This window comes from Pseudomonas sp. REB1044 (assembly GCF_038813925.1).
Classification (GTDB): Bacteria; Pseudomonadota; Gammaproteobacteria; order Pseudomonadales; family Pseudomonadaceae; genus Aquipseudomonas; species Aquipseudomonas boreofloridensis.
The window spans coordinates 4,741,334-4,766,781 of sequence record NZ_CP046139.1 but is presented as its reverse complement, the minus strand read 5'-3'; the positions used below and the strand labels follow the sequence as shown (position 1 = coordinate 4,766,781).

The following is a 25,448-nucleotide window of genomic DNA, read 5'->3' as shown; positions in this document are numbered from 1 at the left end:
CGTAACCTTTGATTAAAGCTCCCGGGCAAATGGCAGATCCGGCCCCACCCGCGAACAGGTGATGGCCGCCGCGCGAATGGCGAATTCGAGGAGGTCGTCGATCGCTTCGCGCGTCAGCGCCGCCAGTGCCTGTGGACTGTCCGCGTTCAGCGTGGCCAGACCGCTCAACACTGCCGCCTGAAAGGTATCGCCCGCGCCGACGGTGTCGCGCAAGGGCCGCGAGGTGTCCGCCGGGCGCGTCCATGAGCCCTGCGCCGTGTGCGCGCTGGCGCCGTTTGCCCCGTGGGTGACGAACACCAGCCGACAGCGCGGGTTGAGCCAGCCCCGTGCAACCTCGGCGGGATCGCGCTGCGGGTAGAGCAGGGTCAGGTCTTCCTCGCTGGCCTTGATCAGGTGGGCATGCGCGGCGAATGCTTCCACCTGGCGGCGCCACAGCGCCACGTCGGGCTGCGTGTTCAGGCGCACGTTGGGGTCGAGGCTGATCAGCCGCCGCTCGCTTTCACGCTGCACCAGCGCCAGCAAGCTGTCCGCCACCGGCTGCACCACCAAGGTGTAGGAACCCACATGGATGCCGCGTACCTGACCGTCCAGCACAGGCAGGTGCTCCAGGCGCACCTGACGGTCGGCGCAGCCGTCGCCACGGAATTGGTACTGCGCCGAGCCATCGGCGTTCAAGCCGACCAGTGCCAGGGTTGTGGGCGCCTCGCTGACGACCAGATGGCTGCAATCGACCTGTTCCTCTTGCAGCACCCGACGCAGCCGCGCGCCGAGGTAGTCGCTGGACAGGCCGCCGAACAATGCCGACTCCGCGCCGAGGCGGCGCAGGCCGACCGCGACGTTGAACGGCGAGCCGCCGGCAATCGCCTTGAAATCCAGCTCACTGCTGCGGGGGCTGTCCGCCTGGCTGAACACATCGAACAGCGCTTCGCCACAAACCAGATACATGAAGGTCTCCGAGCAAACATGAACGCGGGCCGCGCTCAGCGCGTCGGCAGGTGCGCCCGATAACGTTGGTAGGCGGTCTCGAAAGCCGCCTGTTGCGCGGGCTGTGGCTCGGTCCGGGTGCTGGGGTCGAGCGCTACGCAGCGCTCGACCAGCGTCGGCAGGTCGTCCCCGCGGCCCAATTGACGCCCCAGGCTCCAGGCCGCCTGAATCGCCGCACCGAGCGCTGCGGCTTCGGTCTGGCGCGGGCAAACCAGCGGCACGCCGAGCAGATCGGCGAGGGTCTGGCGCCACAGCGGGCTCTTCGCCGCACCGCCGACCAGGCGAATTTCCTGGCCCAGCAGGCCGACCTCGCGCAGCAGGTCGAGCCCGTAGCGCAGGCTGAAGCCTGTGCCCTCCAGCACCGCCCGGCACAGGTTGGCGCGGGTGAGGTTGGCGCTGGTCATGCCCAGCAGGCTGGCGCTGGCGTCGGGCAGCGCCGGCACCCGCTCGCCATCGAAGAACGGCAGCATCAGCAGCCCGCCAGCACCGATTGGCGCCTGGCCAGCCAGTTCGCCGAATTGCTGCAGGTCCAGTTGCAGCAGGTCTTGAACCAGCGCGCAGGCACCGGTCAGGTTCATGCTGCAGATCAGCGGCAGCCAGCCGCCGGAAGACCCGCAGAAGGTGGCGACTTCGGCCTGGGGACTGATCTGCGCCAGGTCGGTGTGCGCGACGAGAGTACCGGAAGTGCCCAGGCTCAAGGTGATGAGGCCGGGGCGGATATTGCCCGTGCCGAGGGCGCCGAGCATGTTGTCGCCGCCGCCGCTGGCGACCCAGGTGCTGGCGTCGAGCCCAAGCGCCTGGGCCGCTGCTGTCTGCAACGTGCCGATGCAGTCACCCGACGCCACCAGTTGCGGGAGCGCCGCCGCCAGTCGCCTACCGGGTTCGACCAGTTCCAGTACATCGGTGGCCCAGGCGCGTTGGCGCACATCGTAATAGCCGGTGCCGGACGCATCGCCCGGCTCGGTGCAGGCGCGGCCGGTGAGCCAGTGATTGAGGAAGTCGTGGGGTAGCAGCAGGTGTTCGGCGCGGGCGAACAGCTCGGGGTGGTGACGCTTGCTCCACAGCAGCTTGGACAGCGTGTAGCCCGGCGCGATCACCAGTCCGAGTCGCTCCAGCGAGCCGGCCGGTCCGCCCAGCGCCGCCAGCAGATCCTCGTTCTCGGCGCTGCTCTCGGTGTCGCACCACAGCTTGGCGGGGCGCAGTACTTGGCCCTGGCCATCGAGCATCACCAAGCCGTGCTGCTGGCCGGAGACGGCCAGCGCGCGAATGGCCGAGCCGGGCACACCGGCGCAGGCCAAGGCCTCGGCGACGGCCGTGCGCAAGGCCCGCAGCCAGTCCGCCGGGTCCTGCTCGCGGCGACCCTGCTCGCCCTCGGGCGGGGCATGCGCGGCGCTGCCCAGGCCCAGCACCGCACCGCTACCGGCGTCGAGTACCAGGGCCTTGGTGCCCTGGGTGCCGCAGTCGATACCGAGAAATAGTCCGTCCATCGTCGCGCTCCGTGTCAGTCGCCCAGTACCCGGCGCAGGGTTTCGCTGACGCCGACCTCACGCAAGCTGTCATACAGACGCTCGAAGGCGACGACGAATTCGCGTGACGCCGGGATGGCCGTGCCGAAGAGGGTCTCGTCGCCCAACACCCGTGCAGCCAGTCCGTCGCGCTGTACCACGCGGGCCTGGCACTGGGCGGCGCGAGGGTCGGGGATGGCGTAGTGGTTGCCCTGTTCGTCCACGCCGCCCAGGTACAGCGCCCAGGCCGCGACCACCAGCGCCACGCGTTCCAGCGGCCGGCCGTCGGCGATCAGGCGGTTGGCGGTGGGCACGATGAACTTGGGGAATTTCGACGAGCCGTCCGAGCACACGCGCTCGAGCTGGTCGGCGATGGCGCGATTGGCGAAGCGCTCGATCAGTGCTTCCTTGTAGTGCGCCAGTTCGATGCCCGGCACGGGTGCCAGCTGTGGCGTCACATCCAGGTCCATGAAGGTGCGCATGTAGCGGCGCAGGAGTGGGTCGGCCAGGGTTTCGTGGACGAAGCGGTAGCCCTGCAGAAAGCCCAGGTAGGTGAGGGCCAGGTGGCTGCCGTTGAGCAGCTTGATCTTCATCTCCTCGTAGGGCGTGACGTCGTCGGTGAACTGCACGCCGACCTTTTCCCAGGCCGGTCGGCCACTGACGAACTGGTCTTCCAGCACCCATTGCAGGAAGGGCTCGCAGACCACCGGCCAGGCGTCCTCGATGCCGTGCCGCTCGGCCAGTTGCTCGCGGTGGGCGGCGCTGGTCATGGGCGTGATGCGATCGACCATGGCGTTGGGGAAGCTGACGTGGCGGGCGATCCACTCGGCCAGGTCGACGTCGAGCAAGCGGGCGAAGGCCAGCAGGGCCTTGCGCGCCACTTCGCCGTTGTGCGGAAGGTTGTCGCAGGACATCACTGTGAATGCCGCGTTGCCCGCCTCCCGTCGGCGTCGCAGCGCCTGGCAGAGGAAACCGAACACGCTGCGCGGTTGCTCGGGGCTGGCCAGGTCGTGCTGGATCGCGGGCAACTGGTCGAGGAACTCGCCGGTGCTGTCGTCGATGCAGTAGCCGCCTTCGGTGATGGTCAGCGAGACGATACGGATGGCCGGGTCGGCCAAGGTGTCGAGCAGCGCCGGACCATCGTCCTCGGCCAGTAGCATGCCGTTGATCGCGCCGATCACGCGGACCTCGGTATCGGCTCCATCGCCCAGCTCGAACAGGGTGTAGAGGTGGCCCTGGCTGGCCAGGGCATCGCGCATGGCGCGGTCTTCGCTGCGCAGGCCGGCGCCGCAGATCGCCCAGTCGTGGGCTTCGCCGAGGTTCATCAGGGCGTCGGTGTAGGCCGCCTGGTGGGCGCGGTGGAATCCACCGACACCGATGTGCACGATGCCCTGGCGCAGTTGCGCGGGGTCGTAGGTCGGGCGGGCGACGGTGGTTGGCAGTTGGTCGAGCGTACGCGGGTCGAGTTTCATCGGGACCTCCTTCAGGCGGCCGCTTGCAGGGGTTTGCCCAGGGCCTGGCCCTGGTTGTCGAACAGGTGGCAGTGCTGGGGATCGAGGTGCAGGTGCAGCGGCTCGCCGAAGGTCGGCGCGAAGTCGCCGCGCACCCGTACCGTGAGCATTTCTCCGCAGGCGCTGCGCACGTGGCAGTAACTGTCGCTGCCCAGCCGCTCGCTGACATCGGCGATTACCTGCAGGGCGCCGGGCTCACCGGGGCTGGCGATGTTCAGGTGTTCGGGGCGAATGCCCAGGGTCAGCGGACTGCCGGTGGCCAGCTCGCCGGCGCTCAGCGGCACGTCCAGGCGCGTCCCGCACTCCAGCGCCACTTCGCAGCGCTCGCCATGATTGCGGCTCAGGTGGCCGCGCAGAAAGCCCATCTTCGGCGTGCCGAGAAAGCCTGCGACGAACAGGTTGGCCGGGTGGCGGTAGAGCTCCAGCGGTGAGCCGACCTGCTCGACGCGGCCGCCGTTGAGCACCACCACCTTGTCGGCCAGGGTCATGGCTTCGACCTGATCGTGGGTCACGTAGATCATGGTCGCGGCCAGTTCCTTGTGCAGGCGCGACAGTTCCAGGCGCATCTGCACGCGCAGGGCGGCATCGAGGTTGGACAGCGGCTCGTCGAACAGGAAGATCTTCGGGTTGCGCACGATCGCCCGGCCGATGGCCACGCGCTGGCGTTGGCCGCCGGAGAGCTGGCGCGGCTTGCGTTCGAGCAGCGGTTGCAGTTCGAGGATGCGCGCGGCGTCCTCGACCTTGCGGCTGACCTCGGCCTTGGCCACCCCGGCCAGGTCCAGGGCGAACGACAGGTTCTTGCGCACGGTCATGTGCGGGTACAGGGCGTAGGTCTGGAACACCATGGCCAGGTCGCGCTTGGCCGGGGCGGTGTCGGTGATGTCGCGGCCATCGAGCGCGACGGTGCCGCTGCTGACCTCTTCCAAGCCGGCGATCAGGCGCAGCAGGGTCGACTTGCCGCAGCCCGACGGACCGACGAACACCACGAACTCGCGGTCGTGAACGTCCAGGTCGATGCCTTTGATGATGGCGTGGCCATCGAAGCCTTTGTGCAGGTTACGGATCTTCAGATCAGCCATGTCGAGTGCGCTCCGTGGCGGCAGGGGTTCGATTGGGGGTTGGGCTGCGCAGCAGCCGCACTGAGCCGTTTCATTTCACCGCTCCGAACGACAGCCCGCGCACCAGTTGCTTCTGGCTGATCCAGCCGAAGATCAGGATCGGCGCGCAGGCCAGGGTTGAGACGGCCGAGAGCTTGGCCCAGAACAGGCCTTCGGGGCTGGAATAGGACGCCACCAGCGCGGTGAGCGGGGCGGCGGCCGACGAGGTGAGGTTGAGCGACCAGAACGCTTCGTTCCAGCACAGGATGAGTGACAGCAGCACCGTGGAGGCGAGGCCGCCGCGGGCGATCGGCAGCAGCACGCGGACGATCTCCTGCCAGGTGCCGGCCCCGTCCAGGCGCGCCGCCTCGAGGATGTCCACGGGGATGTCCTTGAAGTAGGTGTAGATCATCCACACCACGATCGGCAGATTGATCAGGGTGTAGACGATGATCAGCGCCAGGCGCGAGTCGAGCAGGCCGAACTGCTTGGCCAGCAGGTAGATGGGCATCAGCACGCCCACTGGCGGCAGCATCTTGGTCGAGAGCATCCACAGCAAGGTGCGCTTGGTATGGCGCGACTCGAAGAAGGCCATGGAATAGGCGGCCGGCACTGCGATCAGCATGCACAGCAGTGTCGCCGTGGCCGAGATCAGTACGGAGTTCCAGGCATAAGCGAAGTAGTCGCTGCGCTCGTTGATGTGCAGGTAGTTCTCCAGCGTCGGCTGGAAGATGAACTGCGGCGGCGTGGCGAAGGCGTCCAGTTCGGTCTTGAAGCTGGTCAGCAGCATCCAGAAGATCGGGAAGAAGATCACCAGGGCGATGCCCCAGCACAGCAGGCCGAGCAGCGCGTCGCGCAGGCGGCGGGTTTGCTTGAGTGTCAGCATGGCGGGCTCCTCAGCTGCGCTCGGTGAGGTTCTTGCCGATCATGCGCACCAGCACGATGGCAGCGACGTTGGCGATCAGCACGGCGATCAGGCCACCAGCCGACGCCATGCCGACGTCGAACTGCAGCAGCGCCTGGTTGTAGATCAGGTAGGCCAGGTTGGTGGACTCGTAGCCCGGTCCGCCGCTGGTGGTGGTGAAGATCTCGGCGAACACCGACAGCAGGAAGATGGTCTCGATCATCAGCACCACGGCGATGGGCCGTGCCAGGTGCGGCAGGGTCAGGTGCCAGAAGATCGCCAGCGGGCCGGCGCCGTCCAGGCGTGCAGCTTCCTTCTGTTCCTGGTCCAGCGACTGCATGGCGGTCATCAGGATCAGGATGGCGAACGGCAGCCACTGCCACGACACGATCAGGATGATCGACAGCAAGGGGTAATGCGCCAGCCAGTCCACCGGCTGCGCGCCGAACAGGCGCCAGAGTGCGGCGAGAATGCCGGACACCGGGTGCAGGATCAGGTTCTTCCACAGCAGCGCACTGACCGTGGGCATGATGAAGAACGGCGAGATCAACAGCACCCGCACCACGCCGCGGCCCCAGAACTCCCCAGCCTCCAGCAGGGCGGCGATGAGCACGCCGAAGACGATGCTGATCGCCAGCACGCTGCCCACCAGGGTCAGGGTGTTGAGCGCGCCGGGCAGAAAGCCCGCGTCGGTGACGAAGAAGCTGAAGTTCTCCAGGCCGACGAAGTCGTTCTCGCCGGGGTACAGCAGGTTGTAGCGGATCAGCGAAAAGTACAGGGTCATGCCCAGGGGCACGATCATCCACAGCAGCAACAGCGCTACCGAGGGGCTGACCAGGAACCAGCCGGGGCCGATGCGGCGTTTGCCCCGGCGCTCGGGGGCCAGGGTCGGGGTGTCCAGGGCCGACGTATTCATCACGATTCCTCAGGCGGCAGGCAGGGCGGGCGAGCGTCGACGCGCCCTGGCGGGCGCGCCGACGGATCCGTTCGGACTACTTGGGGTAGCCGGCGCGTTTCATCTCGCGTTCGGTGGAGGCCTGGGCGGCGGCCAGCGCCTGCTCGGGCTTCATCTGCCCGGTCAGGGCAGCGGCGAACAACTTGCCGACTTGGGTGCCGATGGCCTGGAACTCAGGGATGGTCACCAACTGGATGCCCACATAGGGCACCGGCTTGAGGGTGGGGTTGTTGGGGTCCACCCGCTTGAGCGACTCCAGGGTCACCTTGGCGAACGGCGCAGCCTGCAAGTACGCCTCGCTGTAGGTGGAGGCGCGGGTGCCGGGCGGCACGTTGGCCACACCGTCCTTGTCGGCCACCAGTTGGGCGTAGGCCTGTGAAGTGGCCCAGGTGCTGAAGGCCTTCGCCGCGTCTTTGGACTTGGAACTGGTGGGGATCGCCAGGGCCCAGGAGTACAGCCAGCTCGCGCCTTTGTCGGTGACTTGCTTGGGGGCGAAGGTGAAGCCGGTGACATCGGCCACCTTGCTCTGGGATTTGTCGGTGACGAACGAGCCGGCGACGCTGGCATCGACCCACATTGCGCACTTGCCGCTGTTGAACAGCGCCAGGTTCTCGTTGAAGCCGTTGCTCGACGCGCCGGGCGGCCCGTAGTGCTCCATCGTGTCGACGTAGAAGTTCAGCGCTTGGGTCCATTCGCTGCCGGTGAATTCCGGCTGCCATTGTTCGTTGAACCAACGTGCGCCGAAGGCATTGGCCAGGGTGCCGATCAGGGCCATGTTCTCGCCCCAGCCGGCCTTGCCGCGCAGGCAGATACCGTACTGGCCGTCCTGGGGCTTGTTGAGCTTGGCGGCGAACTCGCCCAGTTGGGTCCAGGTCGGCTGCTCGGGCATGCTCAGGCCGGCCTGCTGGAACAGGTCCTTGCGGTAGTAGGTGATCGAGGCTTCGGCGTAGAAGGGCAGGGCGTAGAGCGTGCCCTTGACCGAAAGACCGTCGCGCACCGAGGGGAAGACGTCATCGAGATGGTAGTCGTCCGGCAGGTCCTGCATCGGCTCCAGCCAGCCCTTGGCGCCCCACAACGCGGCTTCGTACATGCCGATGGTGAGCACGTCGAACTGCCCGCCCTGGGTAGCGATGTCGGTGGTCAGCCGCTGGCGCAGCACGTTTTCTTCGAGCACCACCCACTTCAGCGCGATGTCCGGGTGCTGCTGCTCGAACACCTTGGACAGGCGCTGCATGCGGATCATGTCGCTGTTGTTGACGGTGGCGATGGTCAGGGTTTCGGCGGCCTGGGCCAGTGGCATCAGGCCGAGGCAGGCGACGGCCAGGCAGGCCTTGATCGAGTCGTTCATGCGGTGAACTCCCCTCCCGGACCGCAGAACGGCGCAGGAGACATTATTGTTTTTGTCATGCTCGCCACCGATTACACCTGTCACGGGATTCAGCGACAAAGCCTGGCCTGCACCCTGACCGATACTTTTTTGCTGTGCGTCATTGGCGCGTGGTGTGCTGCCAAACAGCTCGCGCTCAGTCTCAGGCGCGGTTTTGCTCGGTCAGGCGCTGGGTCACCAGGCTGCGGTAGCCGGAGGGGGTCATGCCCTTGAGCTGCTGGAAGCGCCGATTGAAATTGGACAGGTTGCTGAAGCCCGACTCGAAGCACACCTCGGTCACCGGCAGCTCGCTGCGCGCCAGCAGTTCGCAGGACTTGCTGACCCGCAGGCGGTTGACGAACTCGACGAACCCCCGGCCTGCGGCCTGCTTGAAGAAGCGCGAGAAGTAGGTGGTGGTCATGCCCAGGTGCTCGGCTACCTCGCGTTGCGTGAGGTCCTGGGCGTAGTGCTCGAAGATGTAGTCCACGGCCCGGTTGATGCGGTCGACGTTGTGCTCGTCGGCCAGGTGCGAGGAGGTGACGGTGGACAGCAGTTGGTAGTCGTCGCAGGCCGCCAGTTTTTCCATGAGGATAAAAAAGTATCCCAGGCGGGCCATGCCCCGGCTGTCGGCGATGCGTTGCAGCAACAGCCGGCTCTGGTCGATCAGCACCGGGTCGCGGAACTCGATGCCGTAGCTGGCGCGGGCCAGTAGGGGCGCCAACTGGTTCAGCTCGGAGAACACCTGGCTGCCGTGTTCGAGCACCTCGTCGGTGAAATTGACCAGCATGTCGCGGGTGTCCACCACCTCGTCGACGGCGACCTGGCTGATCCAGTTGTGCGGCAGGTTGGGGCCGGTAAGGAACAGGGTGCCGGGCGCGAAGTTGCCGATGTAGTCGCCGATGAACACCTTGCCGGCGCTGGCGACGATCAGGTGCAGCTCGTATTCCTTGTGGAAATGCCAGCGCACCAACGGGCTGGGAAAGCCATGCTGGCGGTAGATCAGCGAGTGGCCTTCGTGGTCGTCCATCAGTTCGTAGGAGGGGTCGATGACTTTGCTGGCTTTGGGCATGGTCAGTGCTTCGAGCGGGGATGAAGGGATCATCGTAGCCAACAATGGCGCCGAGCGCTGGCAGCACGCACACAGGGACGCGGCAATTGGGTAAACTCCCCGGCCATGACGCCCCTACGCTACTTGCAAGCCTACCCGCCGCATCTGCAGGAACAGGTCCGCCAACTGATCGCCCGCAATCGCCTGGGCGACTACCTGCAGCAGCGCTATGCGCAGCGCCACGACGTGCAGAACGACAAGGCGCTGTACCTCTACGCCCAGGACCTGCGCCAACAGTTCCTGCGCAGCGCGCCGCCGCTGGACAAGGTGCTCTATGACAATCGCCTGGACCTCACCCACCGCGCCCTGGGGCTGAACACCGCGGTGACCCGGGTGCAGGGCGGCAAGCTCAAGGCCAAGAAGGAAATCCGCATTGCGTCGCTGTTCAAGGACGCAGCGCCGCAGTTCTTGCGCATGATCGTGGTCCACGAACTGGCCCACCTGCGCGAGCGCGACCACAGCAAGGCGTTCTACCAACTGTGCCAGCACATGGAGCCGGACTACCATCAGCTGGAATTCGACCTGCGTGTCTACCTGACCTGGCGTGAACTGCCGGGCATCGCCTGAGGCTCCCGAGCATGGACGTAAGCAAGACCAAGAGCAGTTTCTACCGCCGGCTGTACGTCGCCTGGCTGATCGACAGCCAGACCGCGACCAGCGTGCCGGCACTGATGGAGGCCACCGGCATGCCCCGGCGCACCGCGCAGGACACCCTCATCGCCCTGGCCGACCTGGATATCGTCTGTGAATTCGAGCAGCTAAGCGGCGCGCGCAACCATGCCGGGCAGTATCGCATCCGCGACTGGGGGGCGATCGACAAACAGTGGATCGAAGCCCATCTGGCGCACATCCGTCAGGTGCTGGGCTATCCCTGAGACGCGTGCAGCGTTCGGCGTCGTGCAGCGCCAGCGCCGCTCAGCGATTCGGCCAAAATAGAGGCTAAATGACATTATTGCCTGCTGCCGTCGGCGGTCGGCTTTGTGTACCCTCGGGCCATCGGCTGCGATCCCTCCAGGCCGCGAGAGGTACTGTGCATGCGCTCACTGCTTGGCGTTGTGGGGTTGATCGCGGTGTTGGCGATGGCACCTGCCGTGGCCCAGCCGACGTTGCGCCTGGTGGCCGATAAATGGCCGCCGTTCTCCGACAGCAGCTTGCCCGGCGGCGGCCTGGCGACCGATCTGGTCAGCGCGGCGCTGGCGCGTGCCGGGTATGCCAGCGAATTCGAGGAGGTGCCGTGGGCCAGGGCGCTGATGGGCGTGGGCGAGGGCCGCTACGACGTGCTGATCAACGCCTGGTACACCGAATCGCGTACCCAACTCGGTAAATTCTCCAGCCCTTACCTGAGCAACCGCATCCGCCTGCTCGGGCGCAAGGATCGACCCTTCAGCTTCACCCAGTTGGCCGATCTGTACCCCTACAGCATCGCCGTGGTGCGTGATTATGCCTATTCTCCGGCCTTCGACAGCGACAGCCGACTCGACAAGGTGCCGGTGCGCAGCTTCTCGTCGGCCATCCGCATGCTGGCTGCCGGCCGGATCGACCTGGCGGTGGAAGACGAACTGGTGGCGCGCTACCTGCTGCAACACGAGCCGCCCGAGGTGCGCGGGCAGGTGGACTTCGTCGCCCAGCCCTGGGCGAGAACAGCCTGCACATACTGGTCAGCCGGAAGAACCCGCAGCATGACCAGATCGTCCAGGGTTTCGACCGCGCGATCCAGGCGATGAAGGCCGATGGCAGCTACGCGCGGATCATGCGCCAGTACGGCTTCTGACGCGCCGACACCTCAGGCCGGCTCGCTGTCCTTGATCAAATGCGCCGCCAGCGTGCGCAGCGGTCCCAATTGCCTGCAGATCAACGCCAGTTGCGACTGCACCAGGCGCTGGTGCTCGTCCAGCTCTTCGGGCATCTGCTCCAGTTGCTGGGCCAGGGCCTCCTCCGCGTCGCTGTGGATGGCCACCGGCGAGCGCGCCGCCAGGCCGCTGGCGATCTCGTCGAGGCTGCGCGCCAGGCTGCTGCCCACGCCATCGATCAACTGCTCGTGCACCTCGGCGGGCAATGCCGTGTCGCGGTGCGCGCCCAGGCCCGACAAGTAGCTGAGCAGGGTGTGCGAGAGCACCAGGAAGCGGAAGCCCACGTCGGCTTCTTTGCGAAAGTGCCCGGGCTCCATGAGCATGTTCGACAGCGTGGTCGACAGCGCCGCGTCGGCGTTGTGCGCGTTACGGCGGGCCAGGCGGTAGGCCAGGTCGTCGCTCTTGCCCACGGCGTACTGCTGCATGATCTGGCGCAGGTACTCGCTGGCGCAGCTCAGGGTGTTGGCCAGCACCTTGTTCAGGCGCCGTCCCTGCCAGTCGGGCAGGAACAGGAACACCGCGAGGATGGCGATCAGGCTGCCGACCAGGGTATCGAACAAGCGCGGCAGGAACAGCCCGTAGCCATCGCCGATCTGGTTGAAGCAGAACAGCACCATCAGCGTGATCGCCGCCGTGGCCAAGGTGTAGCGGGTGGTGCGGTTGACGAAGAACACCACACCGGCCACCACCGCGAACAGCGATTGCACCACCGGGTTGGGGAACAGGTCGAACAGCGCCCAGCCCACCGTCAGGCCGATGGCGGTGCCGAAGATCCGCTGCACCAGCTTGCGTCGGGTCGCGCCGTAGTTGGGCTGGCAGACGAACAGCGTGGTGAGGATGATCCAGTAGCCCTGCGTGGGGTGGATCAGGTGCACCATGCCGTAGCCGATCGACAGCGCCAGCGGCAGGCGCAAGGCATGGCGGAACAGCAGCGAGGTGGGGGTGAGCTGGGTGCGCAGGCGTTTCCAGACTTCCTTGAAGGTGCGCGGCGAGCGGTCCAGCAGGCTGCTGTCGCTGGCAGCGACCAGGCTGTCGGGGTTGCTCGCCGCACCGAGCAGGCGATCGAGGGTCGCCAGGTTCGCCGCCAGGGCGCGCAGCGAGCGCAACAGGCCGCGCCAGGCCGGGTTGTTCTGCTGGCGCAGGTACTCCAGCGAGGCGTTGAGGTCTTCCAGGGCCTCGGGGTAGCCGCTGGCGAGCACGAACGGCTGGCGCAGGCGGATCGAACGGGCCAGTTCCTGACAGGAGGAGCCCTGTTTGCGCAGCAGGCGTTGGCAGCGGAACATCACGTCGCTGTGGAAGAACGTCTCGCTCAGGGCGTTGTAAGGGTAGTGCGAGGCGCTGACCCGTTCATGGATGTCCTGGGCCAGGAAGTACAGTTTCAGGTAGCGGCTGACCTTGGAGTTGGGCTGGCTGTTGCCAACCCGGTGCAGGATGATTTCCTTGGCGGTGTTCAGCGCCGCGACCACCCGGCCATTCTGCTTGGCCAGCTCCAGGCGCGTGGCTTCGACATCCAGGGTGCGCACCGGCTCGAACAGGCTGGCCTTGAGCTTGAGGTAGCTGCCCAGCTCGAAGAACAGCTTGGCCAGGCTCTGCTGCACCGGCTGGTTGGAGAACAGCGCCTGCCACAGCACCGAGAGCAATCCGTACCAAGCCGCGCCGGCCACCAGCAGCAAGGGTTCGTGCCAGAAGTCGCTGACCTGGCCGCCGCGCTGGTCGACGCCGATCATGGTGTACACCGACAGGATCAAGGTCGCCGAGGCGATCGCGCCATAGCGCTCGCCCAAGGCGCCGAGCATGGTCAGGCCGAAGGCGGCCAGGGCCAGCGAGACGACGAAGATCCAGGGGTAGGGGAACAGCAGCTCGACCGCCAGGGCGGCGATGGCGAAGCACACCAGGGTCACGGCCAGGGCGCTGAGGCGGCCTTGCCAACCGTCGTCGGTCTCGGCCAGGGCGCTGGCGATGATGCCCAGGAACAGCGGGATGAGCAGGCTCATCTCGTTGTGGTACCAGCACCAGGCCATGGAGCCGGTCAGGGCGATGGTCACCCGGATGGCGTAGCTGAACTTGTCCTGGCCCCACAGGCGACGCAATGAATGGCGCAACGAACTCGATGACATAGTGGCCCTGGGCTGTGAGCGAGAGGGAGTTCTGATCGGGTTCGGGGCCGCACAGCGGCCCCGGAAGTAGCCTCGCACGATCCAGCAATAACCGTTCCGTGCGCAGCGGATTCTACCTCAGACGAACTGCGCCGCGGCGTTGGCCGAGGCCCAGGCCCATTGGAAATTGAAGCCGCCCAGGTGGCCGCTGACATCCAGCACCTCGCCAATGAAGTACAGCCCCGGACTCTTCAACGACTCCAGGGTCTTGGACGACACTTCGCGGGTGTCCACGCCGCCGAGGGTCACTTCCGCCGTGCGATAGCCCTCGGTGCCGGCCGGCACCACCTGCCAGGCCGACAGCTTTTCGGCGATCTGCGCCAGTTCCGCCGGGGTGTACTGCTTCAACGGCCTGGAGACGAACCACTGCTCGGCCAGCAAGTTCGCCAGCTTGCGGGTGAATACCTCGCCCAGCACGGTCTTGAGCTCGCTGTTGGGGCGCTCGGCCTGCTGTTGTTGCAGCCATTGCAGCGCGTCGTGGTCGGGCAGCAGGTTGAGCTCGACGGTGTCGCCGCTTTCCCAGTACGAGGAAATCTGCAGGATCGCCGGGCCGCTCAGGCCACGGTGGGTGAACAGCAGGTTTTCGCGAAAGCTCACGCCATTGCAATGGGCGATGCAGTCCAGCGAGGTGCCGGACAGCTCGCTGCACAGTGCCTTGAGTTGGGGCTCGGTGACGGTGAATGGCACCAGCGCCGCGCGGGTCGGCAGTAGGGTGTGGCCGAACTGGCGGGCGACCTGGTAACCGAAGCCGGTGGCGCCCAAGGTCGGGATCGACAGGCCGCCGGTGGCGATCACCAGCGACTGGCAGGCGAACGGTCCGGCGCTGGTGTGCAGGCGGTAGCCGTCGTCGGTCTTGTCGATCCGTTCGATCTGCGTGTTCATGCGCAGCTCGGCACCGGCGGCGTCGCACTCGGCCAGGAGCATGTCGAGGATGTCGCTGGACTTGTTGTCGCAGAACAGTTGGCCGAGCTTCTTCTCGTGGTACGGCACGCCGTGGCGGGCCACCAGTTCGATGAAGTCCCACTGGGTGTAGCGGGCCAGGGCCGACTTGCAGAAGTGCGGGTTCTGCGACAGGAAGTTGGCCGGCTCGGTGTACATATTGGTGAAGTTGCAGCGCCCGCCGCCGGACATGAGGATCTTCTTGCCGGGCTTGTTGGCATGGTCGAGCAGCAGCACGCGGCGACCGCGGCGCGCGCTGAGGTGTGCGCACATCAGGCCGGCGGCGCCGGCGCCAATGATGATCACGTCGGTGGAGTGCACGGTGTGAACCTGTCTGGAGTCGAAAAGGGAGCTTGCCAAGGGGTTAGATGATGCGGACCTTGAGCGCGCGGCCCTTGATCTTGCCGCTGTTGAGCCGCTGCATCGCCTGCCTGGCCACCGCTCGCTCCACCGCCACGAAGGCGACGAAGTCGAAGATGGCGATCTTGCCCACTTGCTTGCCCGGCAGCCCAGCGTCGCCGGTCAGCGCACCGAGGATATCGCCTGGGCGCAGCTTGTCCTTGCGCCCGGCACCGATGCACAGGGTGGTCATCGGCGGCAGCAGCGGCTCGCCACCCTTGTGCTTGAGGCCATCCAGCGGTTCCCAGCGCAGCGGGCGCTTCTGCAAGTCTTCGATGGCCTGGGCGCGATGGCCTTCGGCCGGCGCCACCAAGCTGATCGCCATCCCTTTCTCACCGGCGCGGCCGGTACGCCCGACGCGGTGCACGTGAATCTCGGCATCGCGCGCCAGTTCGACGTTGATCACCAGGTCCAGGCCATCGATGTCCAGGCCGCGCGCGGCCACATCGGTGGCCACCAGCACCGAGCTGCTGCGGTTGGCGAACATCGTCAGCACCTGATCGCGGTCGCGCTGTTCCAGGTCGCCGTGCAGGGCCTGGGCGACGATGCCCTTGGCGGTCAGGTGGATGACCAGGTCTTCGCACTGCTGCTTGGTGAAGCAGAACGCCACGCACGACTGCGGACGGTAGTGACCGAGCACGCGGGTGACCGCCTCCAGGCGCTGCTGTGGATCGATCTCGATGAAGCGCTGCTCGATCTGGCTGTCGCTGTGCTGGCTCTCGACCTTGACCTGCTGCGGCGCGCGCATGAAGTCGGCGGCCAGTTGCTCGATGCCGGCTGGGTAGGTGGCCGAGAACAGCAGGGTCTGGCGCCGCGAGGGGGTCTTGCCGATGATCGCGGCGATGGCGTCGAAGAAGCCCATGTCGAGCATGCGGTCGGCTTCGTCCAGCACCAGGGTGTTGAGGCCCTTGAGGTCCAGGGTGCCCTTGTCCAGGTGCTGCTGGATGCGTCCTGGGGTGCCGACGATGATGTGCGCGCCGTGTTCCAGCGAGGCGATCTGCGGGCCGAGCGAGACGCCGCCGCACAGGGTGAGGATCTTGATGTTGTCCTCGGCCCTGGCCAGGCGGCGCAGTTCCTTGGCCACCTGGTCGGCGAGCTCGCGGGTGGGGCACAGCACCAGCGCCTGGCAGCCGAAGTAGCGCGGGTTGATCGGGTTGAGCAGGCCGATGCCGAAGGCGGCGGTCTTGCCGCTGCCGGTCTTGGCCTGGGCGATCAGGTCCTGGCCCTTGAGGATGACCGGCAGGCTCTGCGCCTGGATCGGGGTCATCGCGGCATAACCCAGGGCATCCAGGTTGGCCAGCATGGCGGCGGACAGCGGCAGGGAAGCGAAAGCGGTGGAGTCGGTGGTCACGGGACTGGCCTGCGGTGCGAAGCGAAAAATGCCGCACAGTCTACCAGCCCATGGCGATTCCCCCTACGTTTCCACGTGCTCTTCCGGACGACGGGTACGTCGGCCGTCTGTCGGCGAAAGCTGCAGGAAGATCGCCGCAGCCAGCATCGCCATCAAACCGATGGTCAGGAAGGTGAGCTGGAACGCCCCCAAGGTGGTTTCCACGCCGTCAGCGTTGCCCGAGGCCGTGAAACCACCGAGCAGGGCGCCGGCGCAGGCTACGCCCAGGCTCAGCGACAGTTGCGCGACCACCGACAGCAGGCTGTTGCCGCTGCTGGCGCTGACATCGTCCAGGTCGATCAGGGTCACGGTGTTCATGGCCGTGAACTGCAGCGAGTTCACCGCGCCCAACACGCCCAGTTGCACCAGCAGCAGCCAGTACGGCGTCTGCTCGTCGACCAGGCCGAGGCTGGCCAGCATCACGCCGAGCAGCAGGGTGTTGCCGGTGAGGATGATGCGGTAGCCCAGGCGCTCGATCAGCGGACGTGCCACCGACTTGGCCAGCATCGCTGCGGCCGCCAGCGGGATCATGCTCATGCCCGCCTGCGCCGGCGAGTAGCCCAGCGCCACTTGCAGCAGCAGCGGCACCAGGAAGGGCAAGGCGCCGCTGCCCAGGCGGGCGAACAGGTTGCCGAGGATGCCGATGGCGAAGGTGCGCACGCGGAACAGGCTGGGTGAGAACAGCGGCTCGGGGTCGCGTCCGGCGCGCAGCCAGTAAGCGGCCAGGCAGGCCATGCCGGCGAACAGCAGCAGCATCACCCGCAGGTGCGGCAGGTGCAGTTCGCCCAGGCCTTCCATGGCGATGGTGATCAGCACCATCGCCGCGCCGAACAGCAGGAAGCCTGGGCCGTCGAAGGTGGTGCGTTCGCTGCCGCGCAGGTCCGGGATGAATTTCCACACCGCATAGCAGCCCAGCGCGCCAACCGGCAGGTTGAGCAGGAAGATCCAGTGCCAACTGAGGATTTCCACCAGCCAGCCACCCACGGTCGGGCCGAGCAGCGGCCCGAGCAGGCCGGGGATGGTGATGAAGCTCATGATCCGCACCAGTTCCGAGCGCGGGTAGGCGCGCAGCACCACCAGGCGCCCGACCGGCAGCATCAGCGCACCACCCAGGCCCTGGATGACCCGCGCGAAGATCAGAAAGCCCAGGCTGTTGGCCGCCGCGCACAGCAGCGAGCCGACGCTGAACAGCAGGATCGCGCCGAAGAAGATGCGCTTGGTGCCGAAGCGGTCGGCGATCCAGCCCGAGGCGGGGATCAGCAGGGCCACGGTGAGCATGTAGGCGATGATCACGCCCTGCATGCGCAACGGGTCTTCGGCCAGCGAGCGGGCCATGGCGGGCAGCGCGGTGTTGAGGATGGTGCCGTCGAGCGACTGCATGAAGAAAGCGATGGCCACCACCCAGGGGAGCCAGCGGGCGGTGGTGGGGTCGAGCGGGGCGCGTTCGGGCATGACGTCCTCTTCTGCCTGTGCCGGCCCTGGCGCGGGTCGATCGCGGTGGCGATAGGGCCGGCAGGGCCAATCACAATGTCAATGTCAGTTCTCTGACCAGCGCGCCGGGCAAATGACTCGATCCGGTCTGCCGCTGTCCGTAGGTGCTGGTGGACAGGATCAGCTCGCGCTCGCAGGTCAGCGCTTCCAGACGGTCGCCCAGCAGGTTGTACAGGCTGTCGTCGAAGCGCATGGTGCTCACTGGTCCCTGGATCTGCCCGTTCTCTACCCAGAAGGTGGCGAAGCGGGTCAGGCCGGTCATGCGCGCGGCGGGCAGGTCGGAGTAGTTCAGGTACCACAGGTTGCTGATGTACAGGCCAGTGCCGAGGTGTTCGAGGATGTCCGCCGTGGCCAGCGATCCGGGGGCCAGGCTCAGCGCGCAGGGCGCCTCGTAACTGTCTGCACCGTTGGCCAGCAGGGCGAATTCGGCGGCGCTGCGCGCGCTGGTCAGGCGCTCGAGGGCGCGGCCTTCGCCAATCAGGGTCAGGTCCTGGCGGGGCGAGCCTTCGTCGGAGAACGCTGGGCTCAGCGAGCCGCTGACCTGTTCGGCGACGCTCACCAGCGGGCTGAGCCGGGCATCGCCGTTGTACAGGCGCTGCAGCGGGCTGTTGCCAGTGGCCAGGGCCTGGGCTGAAAAGCCGCCCCAGCCCAGCATGCCGGCGATCTCGTCCATGGCCGCGGGGGCCAGGTAGGCGCGGTAGCTGCCGGGTTCGAGGGTGATGGCCGGGCGGCCCAAGTGCTGCAGTTGCTCGCGCGCCAGCCGCAGGCGCGCGGCGAAGGCCTCGGCGCTCCAGGCCTGGCCGGCATAGTTGGCTTTCACCGCCTGGCCGTTGGCGTGGAACAGGCTCCAGTCGAAGTTGAAGCTGTTGGACTGGTGCCAGCCGAAGGCGCCATAGGAACTGGCGAAGCCCCGGCTGAGGGGACCGGCGGCATAGATGCCGACCAGGTCCAGGTCGCCGGCCTGCTGCTCGACCAGCGCCAGCACTTCGTCGAAGTCGGGCAGGGGCTCCTCTTGCACGCTGTGGCTATGCCAGGCGCGCTCGTCCAGTTTCAGGTAGGGATCGGCGGGCAGCAGCGGCAAGGTCTGGCGCAGTTGCGCCAGCGCGTCGTGCAGGCGTTGGCGGTCGAGTTGCGGGTCGTCGCCCAGGGTGAACTGCTGCTCGGCCTGACGGCCGTCACGCACCAGGCGCAGGCTCGCACTGGCCTGGCTGACATCGCCGGCCTGACGCACCTTGGCCTGGTTGAAGCGCACGAAACGCGACTGTTCGGCGCTGTAGCCGAGGGTGAACTGCTCGCCGGGATGCACGGCGTCGCGCAGGGCGCCGTGCAGGTGCTCGAAGCGATGTCGATACGAAGTGCTCATCAGGCGTCTCCTCCGAATACGTCGATCTGGCGGAACACGCAGGCCGGCGAGGCGTGGCCGACGCGGATGACCTGGTTGGGCTCGCCCTTGCCGCAGTTCGGGGTGCCGAGCACCTGGAAGGTGCTGCGGTCGCCCACCGCCGAGAGGTTGCGCCAGAACTGCGCGGAGATGCCGCGGTAGTTGGGGTTCTTGACCACGCCCTTGAGTTGGCCGTGCTCGATGAGCTGGCCCCATTCGCAGCCGAACTGGAACTTGTTGCGCGCGTCGTCGATGGACCAGGAACGGTTGGTACGCATGAGGATGCCGTGCTCGATGCCCGCGATGAGTTGCTCCAGCGAGTGCTCGCCCGGTTCGATGTTGAGGTTGGCCATGCGATCGATGGGGGCGCGGTTCCAGCCGCAGGCACGGCTGTTGGCCACGCCGTCGAGCCCGGAGCGCAGTTGCGAGAGGGCGCCGCCTAGCGGCCGCAACAGCGTGCCCTGGCGAATCAGGAACTGCTTGCTGGCGGGTGTGCCGTCGTCGTCGAAGCTGTAGCTGGCCAGCTCTTCGGGCAGGGTCGGGTCGAAGGTGACGTTGAGCAGCGCCGAGCCGTATTGCAGATGGCCGAAGTCGCTGGCCTTGATGAAGCTGGTGCCGGCGTAATTGCGCTCGTCACCGAGGATGCGGTCCATCTCCAGGGGGTGGCCGATGGACTCGTGGATCTGCAGCATCATCTGGTCGGGCATCAACAGCAGGTCGCGCACGCCGCTGGGGGTGTTGGGCGCCAGCAGCAACTGCAGGGCTTCGTCGGCCACGCGTCGGGCCGCGCCTACCAGGCCGCAGCGTTCGATGACCTCGAAGCCGCCCTGTTGACCGAAGTTCTCCCGGCCCAGGGTGCGGCTCTGGCTGTCCTGGCCATCGCTGGCGGTGACGCCCAGGCCGGGGAAGATGAAGCGCTGCGCATGGCGCAACTGCGCACCGGCCGAGTTCAGGTAGGTCTGCTCGACGAGGGTGATGCCCAGGCTCGCCTGCCAGTCCACCAGGCGTGCGTCCTTGGGCACGCTGGCCGATTCGGCGGCCAGCAGCTCAAGGCAGTCGGCCAGGTTGGGCAGGGCCTGCTCGAAGTTGGGCGAGACGTGGTCGTGACGTTGGCTGGGCACCGGCTGCTGGCGCAGATCGAGCAGGTGGTGGCCGGCGATCTGCCGGGCCAGGGCCTCGGCCTGCTCCAGCGCGCGTTGCAGTCCGGCTTGCGACAGGTCGGCGGTGGCCGCGTAGGCTTCCACGCCGTTGAGCCGAACGCTGAGCATGGCGCCCTCGTCCTGGCTGAACGAAGGTGGCTCGGCGACGTTACGCCGCACCGACAGTGATTGGTGCGCTTGCTTGACGTGGCGCAGCGAAAAGACGTCGGCCGTGCTGCGCAGCCCGGCGAAACGCTGGCGCAGCAGGGCGCTGGAATCGAACATGCAAGAACCTCCGGTACACGGTGGCTCCCCTAGAACCACCCTCGTGCATGCCCAGGCACGTGTCGTCACGTGCCTCGAGCAAGGCGAGCTCAGTATGGCAGCCTGGCACCTCCCAGATCAGAAAATAACGCGCCGCTTGCAGTTTGCCCTGATAGAAATCGCGATCGGCTTCAACTTCCTTGAGCAACCCAAGCTCGGCATGGATCGCCTGCTCCAACCAGCGCCAGCCGATCACGCAGTGACCGAACACCTTGAGGTACAGCGCAGAATTGGCCAGCGCAGCCGCCGCCTTGCCCTGGGCCAGATCGCCGAGTAGGGCCAGGGTTGCGGCCTGCAAGCGATTGACCAACTGCTCCAGCGGCTGGCGCAGCGCATCCAGGTTGGGGTGATGGCTGGCACGTTCGGCGGTGGCGGCGATCAGGCGGATCAGGTGCTTGAGCCCGGCACCGCCGTTCTGCGCCAGCTTGCGCCCCAGCAGGTCGAGCGACTGGATACCCTCGGTGCCCTCGTGGATCGGGTTCAGGCGGTTGTCGCGGTAGTACTGCTCCACCGGATAGTCGCGGGTGTAGCCGTGGCCGCCGAGGATCTGGATCGCCAGTTCGTTGGCCTTGAGGCAGAACGCCGATGGCCAGGATTTGACGATGGGGGTGAGCAGGTCGAGCAATTGCTGGGCCTGCTCGCGGGTGGTTGCATCGGGCGCGGTGTGGGTGTCGTCGAACAACCGTGCAGCGTACAGCCCCAGGTCGAAGGCGCCTTCCACGTAGGCCTTCTGCATCAGCAGCATGCGCCGCACGTCGGCATGCTCGATGATCGGCACCGGCGGGCTGTGCGGGTCTTTGTTGTCCACCTGACGGCCCTGGGGGCGCTGGCGAGCATAGTCCAGCGAGTACAGGTAGCCGGCGTAGCCGAGCATCACCGCGCCCATGCCGACGCCGATGCGCGCCTCGTTCATCATCTGGAACATGTACGCCAGGCCTTGGTGCGGCTGGCCGACCAGATAGCCGATGCACTGGCCGTTATCGCCGAAGTTCAGCGCCGTGGAGGTGGTGCCGCGCCAGCCCATCTTGTGGAACAGCCCGGCCAGCGCCACGTCGTTGCGCGCGCCGAGGCGACCGTCGGCGTCGACCCGGTACTTGGGCACGATGAACAGGGAAATGCCCTTCACCCCGGCCGGGGCGTCCGGCAGCTTGGCCAGGACCATGTGCACGATGTTCTCCGATAACTCGTGGTCGCCGGCGGAGATGAAGATCTTGTTGCCCTTGAGCCGGTAGCTGCCGTCGCCAACGGGCTCGGCGCGGGTGCGGATGTCGGCCAGCGACGAGCCGGCATGGGGTTCGGTGAGGGCCATGGTGCCGAAGAAGCGGCCGTCGATCATCGGTTGCAGGAACAACCGCTTCTGCGTTTCGTCGCCGAAGCTTTCGATCAGGTTGGCCGCGCCCATGGTCAGGAACGGGTAGGCGGTGGTGCCGGCGTTGGCGGCCTGAAAGTGGGCGAAGCAGGCTTGCGAGACCAGGCTCGGCAACTGCATGCCGCCGACGTCGAAGTCGCGGTTGGCATTGAGCAAGCCCGCGTCGAGAAACGCCTGCACGGCGGGTTTGACCTCCGCGATCAACTCAGCCCGGCCGTCCACATAGCGCGGTTCGTGCTCGTCGCCTTTGCGGTTGTGCGGGGCGAAGTACTTTTCCGCCAGGCTGCGCGCAGTGCCCAGCGCGGCGTCGAAGGTTTCGCGGTTGTGCTCGGCGAAACGCGGGCGGGCGGTCAGGGCCTCGGCATCGAGGACTTCATAGAGTTCGAACGCAAGGTTGCGGCTGCTGAGGAGTTGCTCGGACATGGCGGCATTCCTGGAATCGGGATGCGCCGAGTCTAGTGGCGGTGACCGTTACCGCACAGGCTAATGGATGTGGGTGATAGCGCTTCAAAAGCACGATGGCGGTGCTGGGTCAGGTGGGGCTGCGGGGACTGACAGTTCTGCCAGGTGCCGCCGAGGTTTTGCGACGCTAGTATGCAAAGCACACCGTGGTTGAGATTGGCGCGGATGGGTATGAAGATTGGAGGACGCTCGATGACCTGCTCTGCGCCGCTGGTTGCCCACAACACGCCCCGAGTACAAGTCTTTGCAGGGAGACTGACGGTCCGGGAAATTGTCTATCATCGCCATGACCGGAGCTTGGAGCGCACCAATCAGCGCGTCACGTGCCACGGGTACGATCGCCGAGGTGTGCTTGAGCGCAGCGTCGATCCGCGTCTGGCTAAATTGGGGCGGGTGAACTTTACCTTTGCGAACGATCTTGTTGGCAGGCCAGTGCGCGCTGAGCGTGCTGACGCCGGCATTTCTGTAGCCCTCGCCGATATCATCGGTCGCCCTCTCGTACGGTTCAGTGCGATCGCCTCCGATGCGGATGGGCGCGACGACTGCGGCCAAGTGGTCGTACGCAGTCTGGCCTATGAAACTGCCGGTTTGCCCGGGCGGCTGGTGAGCATTACCGATACTCAAGGGGGCGGTGATCCGCGCATCGTCCAACGCTTCGTATACGGCGGTGGCAGTGCATCGGAATGTGCGTCGAACCTGGCGGGGCGGTGTGTCGGCCGTTATGACGGTGCTGGACTTGCGCTGCTCGAGGGGGCTGCCCTTACCGGCACACCTATTGCGTTCACGCGGCGGCTTCTTGAGCACGGTGATGATGAGCAGACCACTGCGCACTGGCCAGGGGAGACGGCCAGTGACTGGGACCGGGCGCTGGAATCGGTCGAGTTCGCTTACACGACGTGCGCGGTGGTGGATGCCTGCGCAGCCGTTTCAAGTGTCACCGATGCCGCCGGAAACCGGCAGCGCGTGGCTTGCGACATTGCGGGTCACCTCAAGGCCGCGTGGCTGTCCCGCAAAGGGGCGCGAGAGCGCGAAATCGTGCGTTCGTTGACTTACCTGGCGTGTGGCGCCAAAGCGTCTGAGCTGCACGGTAACGGTGTATTGACCCAGTACTTTCACGACCCCACCACGCGACGTCAGACCGGCCGACGCATCGAGCGGCCAGCGGCTCATGCGCGCGGCATGAAAGTGTTGCAGGACGTGCGCTATACCTTCGATCCGGTCGGTAACCTGGTCGGGGAGTTGGACATGACCGACGTTGCCAGCTTCTGGCGAAACCAGAAGGTGGTGCCCAAAAAGACCTTCCGCTACGACAGCCTCTATCAACTGGTCAGCGCTTCGGGACGTGAACACGCCCAGGGCGAGGCTGCACCAGGAATGTCCAAAGGCTGTCAGGTTGGCGCAAGCGACCAGACCCTCCTGACCGGCTATAGCCGAGACTTTACCTACGACGCAGCCGGCAATTTGATGCGCACGGTGCACCTCTCGCCCGCCAGCAGTCGCTGCTATGTCGTGGGCATGATGGTCAGTGACCGCAGTAACCGGGCGGTACTCGACACGATGGCGAGCAGCCCCGCTGAAGCGCAAGCCGCATTCACAGCGAGTGGGCATCAGGCCATGCTGCTACCTAATCAGCCATTGCTCTGGACGTCGAACGGCGAACTGCGTCAAGTGGTTTCGGTGCAGCGCGAACAGTCGCAACAGGACGACAGCGAGCACTACCGCTACGACGGCGATAGCCAGCGAATCACGAAGATCAATACGCAGTGGACTTCTGCGAGCCGGCGCAGGCAGCGCGTCATTTATCTGCCAGGGCTCGAATTGCGCCGCACTGTCAGCAATGCGCGTGTCGAAGAGGAGCTACAGATACTAAAGGTCGGAGGGGGCGGGTATGCCCAAGTTCGGCTTTTATATTGGTCCAACGCCGCCCCCCCGGATTTACAGAACGATCAACTGCGCTACAGCTACGACAACCCTTTGGGTAGCAGCATTTTGGAAATCGACGGGGATGGTCGCTTGATCAGCCACGAAGACTACTATCCCTACGGCGGCACGGCATTTTGCCTAGCGCGAAATAAGCTTGAGGCGACCTACAAGACGTTGGGCCATGGTGGCAAGGAGCGAGATGTCACTGGGCTTTACTACTATGGCCAACGCTACTATCAGCCCTGGGCAGGGCGCTGGCTGAGTGCCGATCCAGCGGGTGCAGTCGATGGCCTCAATCTGTACTGCCGGGTACGTAATAATCCCGTTACCCGTCGGGACGACGACGGCTTGCAGAGTTTTGAAAGCGAATTTGGCCCGAACTTCAGTGCTTTGGATAAAGTCATCGACTTTCCAGAGATTTTCAAGGCTGCGCCTGAAGGTGTCGTCCTCAAGGGCAATGTCAGCGAGCATTCACCGGGGCGATTGAGGTTGAAGGTGTATTGGCAACGGGAAGTGCCTACCTACCAGCCCTTGCCTTCTGAACGAGTGATCGGTGCGCTGGGCGATGATGGGCGTGGTCAGCTCGGCCCCGATGCCCAGCGTGCACGTACGCTTGGGGTGACCGAGCAGTTCGCTAAGGACCTGCCTCGCAGCAGTTACACGGTGATTGAGGGTGGCCAAGAAAAGCCGTTAGGCGAACACACCATCGATCAGTTGTTCACCCGGCAGCAGAAAGAGATCGTTTCTACCCTTGCGCACCAAGCCCACGCCGCCGAGCTGGCCGTGCTGAGCTACGGCATTGAAGCCGCTGGCGGCACGTTCGACGAGCAAGGCCAGTTCCGCGCTTCTTGGGTGCAGGCCCCCGGAGCTGACCCTGAGCACATCATCGAGAAGCCTTCACCGAGCGACAGGTCGCTCATTGTCAGGTCACGGCAGATTTTCAGTCTCAAGTACACGGAAACGGAGCAACTGGCTGCCGACCTGAGCCTGACCGCCGAGCAGATTTCGGTCTTGCGTGTGGACAGGCAGGGTGGGGAGATTACCTACCACTATCAGGACGCACAGCCGACGATTCAGAAGTTGCAGATTTCCTACGTGACTCCCGTCGCGCCCGTCAGTACCAAACGTTCACTTGCCTCAAAGATAAAATTCTGGCGATCGTCCAGCAAACAGTGAGCAGGCTTGAACGGTGGCC

Annotated in this window: 17 protein-coding genes and 2 pseudogenes; 4 read left to right on the top strand and 15 right to left on the bottom strand. The window is 65.9% G+C overall.

The window, feature by feature from the left end; all coding sequences use genetic code 11:
* Nucleotides 1-12: 12 nt before the first annotated feature.
* From GKC70_RS21635 to GKC70_RS21600, 8 genes are all read right to left on the bottom strand, one after another.
* Nucleotides 13-945, bottom strand: a complete 933-nt coding sequence (locus GKC70_RS21635) for a carbohydrate kinase (RefSeq protein ID WP_342649881.1) — start codon at nt 943-945, stop codon at nt 13-15.
* A gap of 35 nt (nt 946-980) precedes the next feature.
* Entirely contained in the window at nt 981-2,471 is a 1,491-nt protein-coding gene (gene xylB / locus GKC70_RS21630) for a xylulokinase (protein WP_342649880.1), read from the bottom strand.
* Nucleotides 2,472-2,485: 14 nt separating this feature from the next.
* Complete coding sequence (locus GKC70_RS21625) at nt 2,486-3,961, bottom strand: mannitol dehydrogenase family protein (RefSeq protein WP_342649879.1); 1,476 nt, start codon at nt 3,959-3,961, stop codon at nt 2,486-2,488.
* 11 nt (nt 3,962-3,972) lie between these two features.
* Entirely contained in the window at nt 3,973-5,079 is a 1,107-nt protein-coding gene (ugpC, locus tag GKC70_RS21620) for a sn-glycerol-3-phosphate ABC transporter ATP-binding protein UgpC (RefSeq protein WP_342649878.1), read from the bottom strand.
* 70 nt (nt 5,080-5,149) lie between these two features.
* A complete protein-coding gene (locus GKC70_RS21615) occupies nt 5,150-5,983 on the bottom strand; it encodes a carbohydrate ABC transporter permease (protein ID WP_039582787.1) in 834 nt (277 codons plus the stop codon).
* Between the two features lie 10 nt (nt 5,984-5,993).
* Nucleotides 5,994-6,917: a sugar ABC transporter permease gene (locus GKC70_RS21610; RefSeq protein WP_342649877.1), complete on the bottom strand. Its 924-nt coding sequence runs from the start codon at nt 6,915-6,917 to the stop codon at nt 5,994-5,996.
* A gap of 76 nt (nt 6,918-6,993) precedes the next feature.
* Nucleotides 6,994-8,304, bottom strand: coding sequence for a sugar ABC transporter substrate-binding protein (locus tag GKC70_RS21605; RefSeq protein ID WP_342649876.1), 1,311 nt, complete (start codon nt 8,302-8,304; stop codon nt 6,994-6,996).
* A gap of 181 nt (nt 8,305-8,485) precedes the next feature.
* A complete protein-coding gene (locus GKC70_RS21600) occupies nt 8,486-9,391 on the bottom strand; it encodes an AraC family transcriptional regulator (protein WP_342651562.1) in 906 nt (301 codons plus the stop codon).
* Between the two features lie 105 nt (nt 9,392-9,496).
* Between GKC70_RS21600 and GKC70_RS21595 the strand changes: the two genes are divergently transcribed.
* The 3 genes and pseudogenes from GKC70_RS21595 to GKC70_RS21585 all read left to right on the top strand — a co-directional run bounded on the left by GKC70_RS21595 (nt 9,497) and on the right by GKC70_RS21585 (nt 11,201).
* Nucleotides 9,497-9,997: a M48 family metallopeptidase gene (locus GKC70_RS21595; protein ID WP_342649875.1), complete on the top strand. Its 501-nt coding sequence runs from the start codon at nt 9,497-9,499 to the stop codon at nt 9,995-9,997.
* An 11-nt stretch (nt 9,998-10,008) separates the two neighbouring features.
* Nucleotides 10,009-10,305 (top strand): winged helix-turn-helix domain-containing protein, encoded by a 297-nt coding sequence (locus GKC70_RS21590; protein ID WP_342649874.1) that lies wholly within the window; start codon nt 10,009-10,011, stop codon nt 10,303-10,305.
* A gap of 159 nt (nt 10,306-10,464) precedes the next feature.
* Nucleotides 10,465-11,201: pseudogene (locus GKC70_RS21585) on the top strand (transporter substrate-binding domain-containing protein).
* Between the two features lie 12 nt (nt 11,202-11,213).
* On the opposite strand, the gene yccS reads toward GKC70_RS21585, so the two are convergent.
* The 7 genes and pseudogenes from yccS to GKC70_RS21550 form a co-directional block, all read right to left on the bottom strand.
* Nucleotides 11,214-13,397: a YccS family putative transporter gene (gene yccS, locus GKC70_RS21580; protein ID WP_304484429.1), complete on the bottom strand. Its 2,184-nt coding sequence runs from the start codon at nt 13,395-13,397 to the stop codon at nt 11,214-11,216.
* A gap of 117 nt (nt 13,398-13,514) precedes the next feature.
* Nucleotides 13,515-14,696 (bottom strand): NAD(P)/FAD-dependent oxidoreductase, encoded by a 1,182-nt coding sequence (locus GKC70_RS21575; RefSeq protein ID WP_295486737.1) that lies wholly within the window; start codon nt 14,694-14,696, stop codon nt 13,515-13,517.
* 43 nt (nt 14,697-14,739) lie between these two features.
* Nucleotides 14,740-16,077: an ATP-dependent RNA helicase DbpA gene (gene dbpA, locus GKC70_RS21570; protein WP_342651561.1), complete on the bottom strand. Its 1,338-nt coding sequence runs from the start codon at nt 16,075-16,077 to the stop codon at nt 14,740-14,742.
* Nucleotides 16,078-16,188: 111 nt separating this feature from the next.
* Nucleotides 16,189-17,616, bottom strand: a complete 1,428-nt coding sequence (gene mdtD, locus GKC70_RS21565; protein WP_295486740.1) for a multidrug transporter subunit MdtD — start codon at nt 17,614-17,616, stop codon at nt 16,189-16,191.
* 70 nt (nt 17,617-17,686) lie between these two features.
* Nucleotides 17,687-19,018: a TldD/PmbA family protein gene (locus GKC70_RS21560; RefSeq protein WP_342649873.1), complete on the bottom strand. Its 1,332-nt coding sequence runs from the start codon at nt 19,016-19,018 to the stop codon at nt 17,687-17,689.
* Complete coding sequence (locus tag GKC70_RS21555) at nt 19,018-20,460, bottom strand: TldD/PmbA family protein (protein ID WP_342649872.1); 1,443 nt, start codon at nt 20,458-20,460, stop codon at nt 19,018-19,020. The genes GKC70_RS21560 and GKC70_RS21555 overlap by 1 nt, the downstream gene beginning before the upstream one ends.
* A 55-nt stretch (nt 20,461-20,515) precedes the next feature.
* Nucleotides 20,516-22,291 (bottom strand): annotated as a pseudogene (locus tag GKC70_RS21550) (acyl-CoA dehydrogenase); the annotation flags it as partial.
* Between the two features lie 231 nt (nt 22,292-22,522).
* Here GKC70_RS21550 and GKC70_RS21545 point away from each other — a divergent pair.
* Nucleotides 22,523-25,429, top strand: a complete 2,907-nt coding sequence (locus GKC70_RS21545) for an RHS repeat-associated core domain-containing protein (protein WP_342649871.1) — start codon at nt 22,523-22,525, stop codon at nt 25,427-25,429.
* Nucleotides 25,430-25,448: the final 19 nt, after the last annotated feature.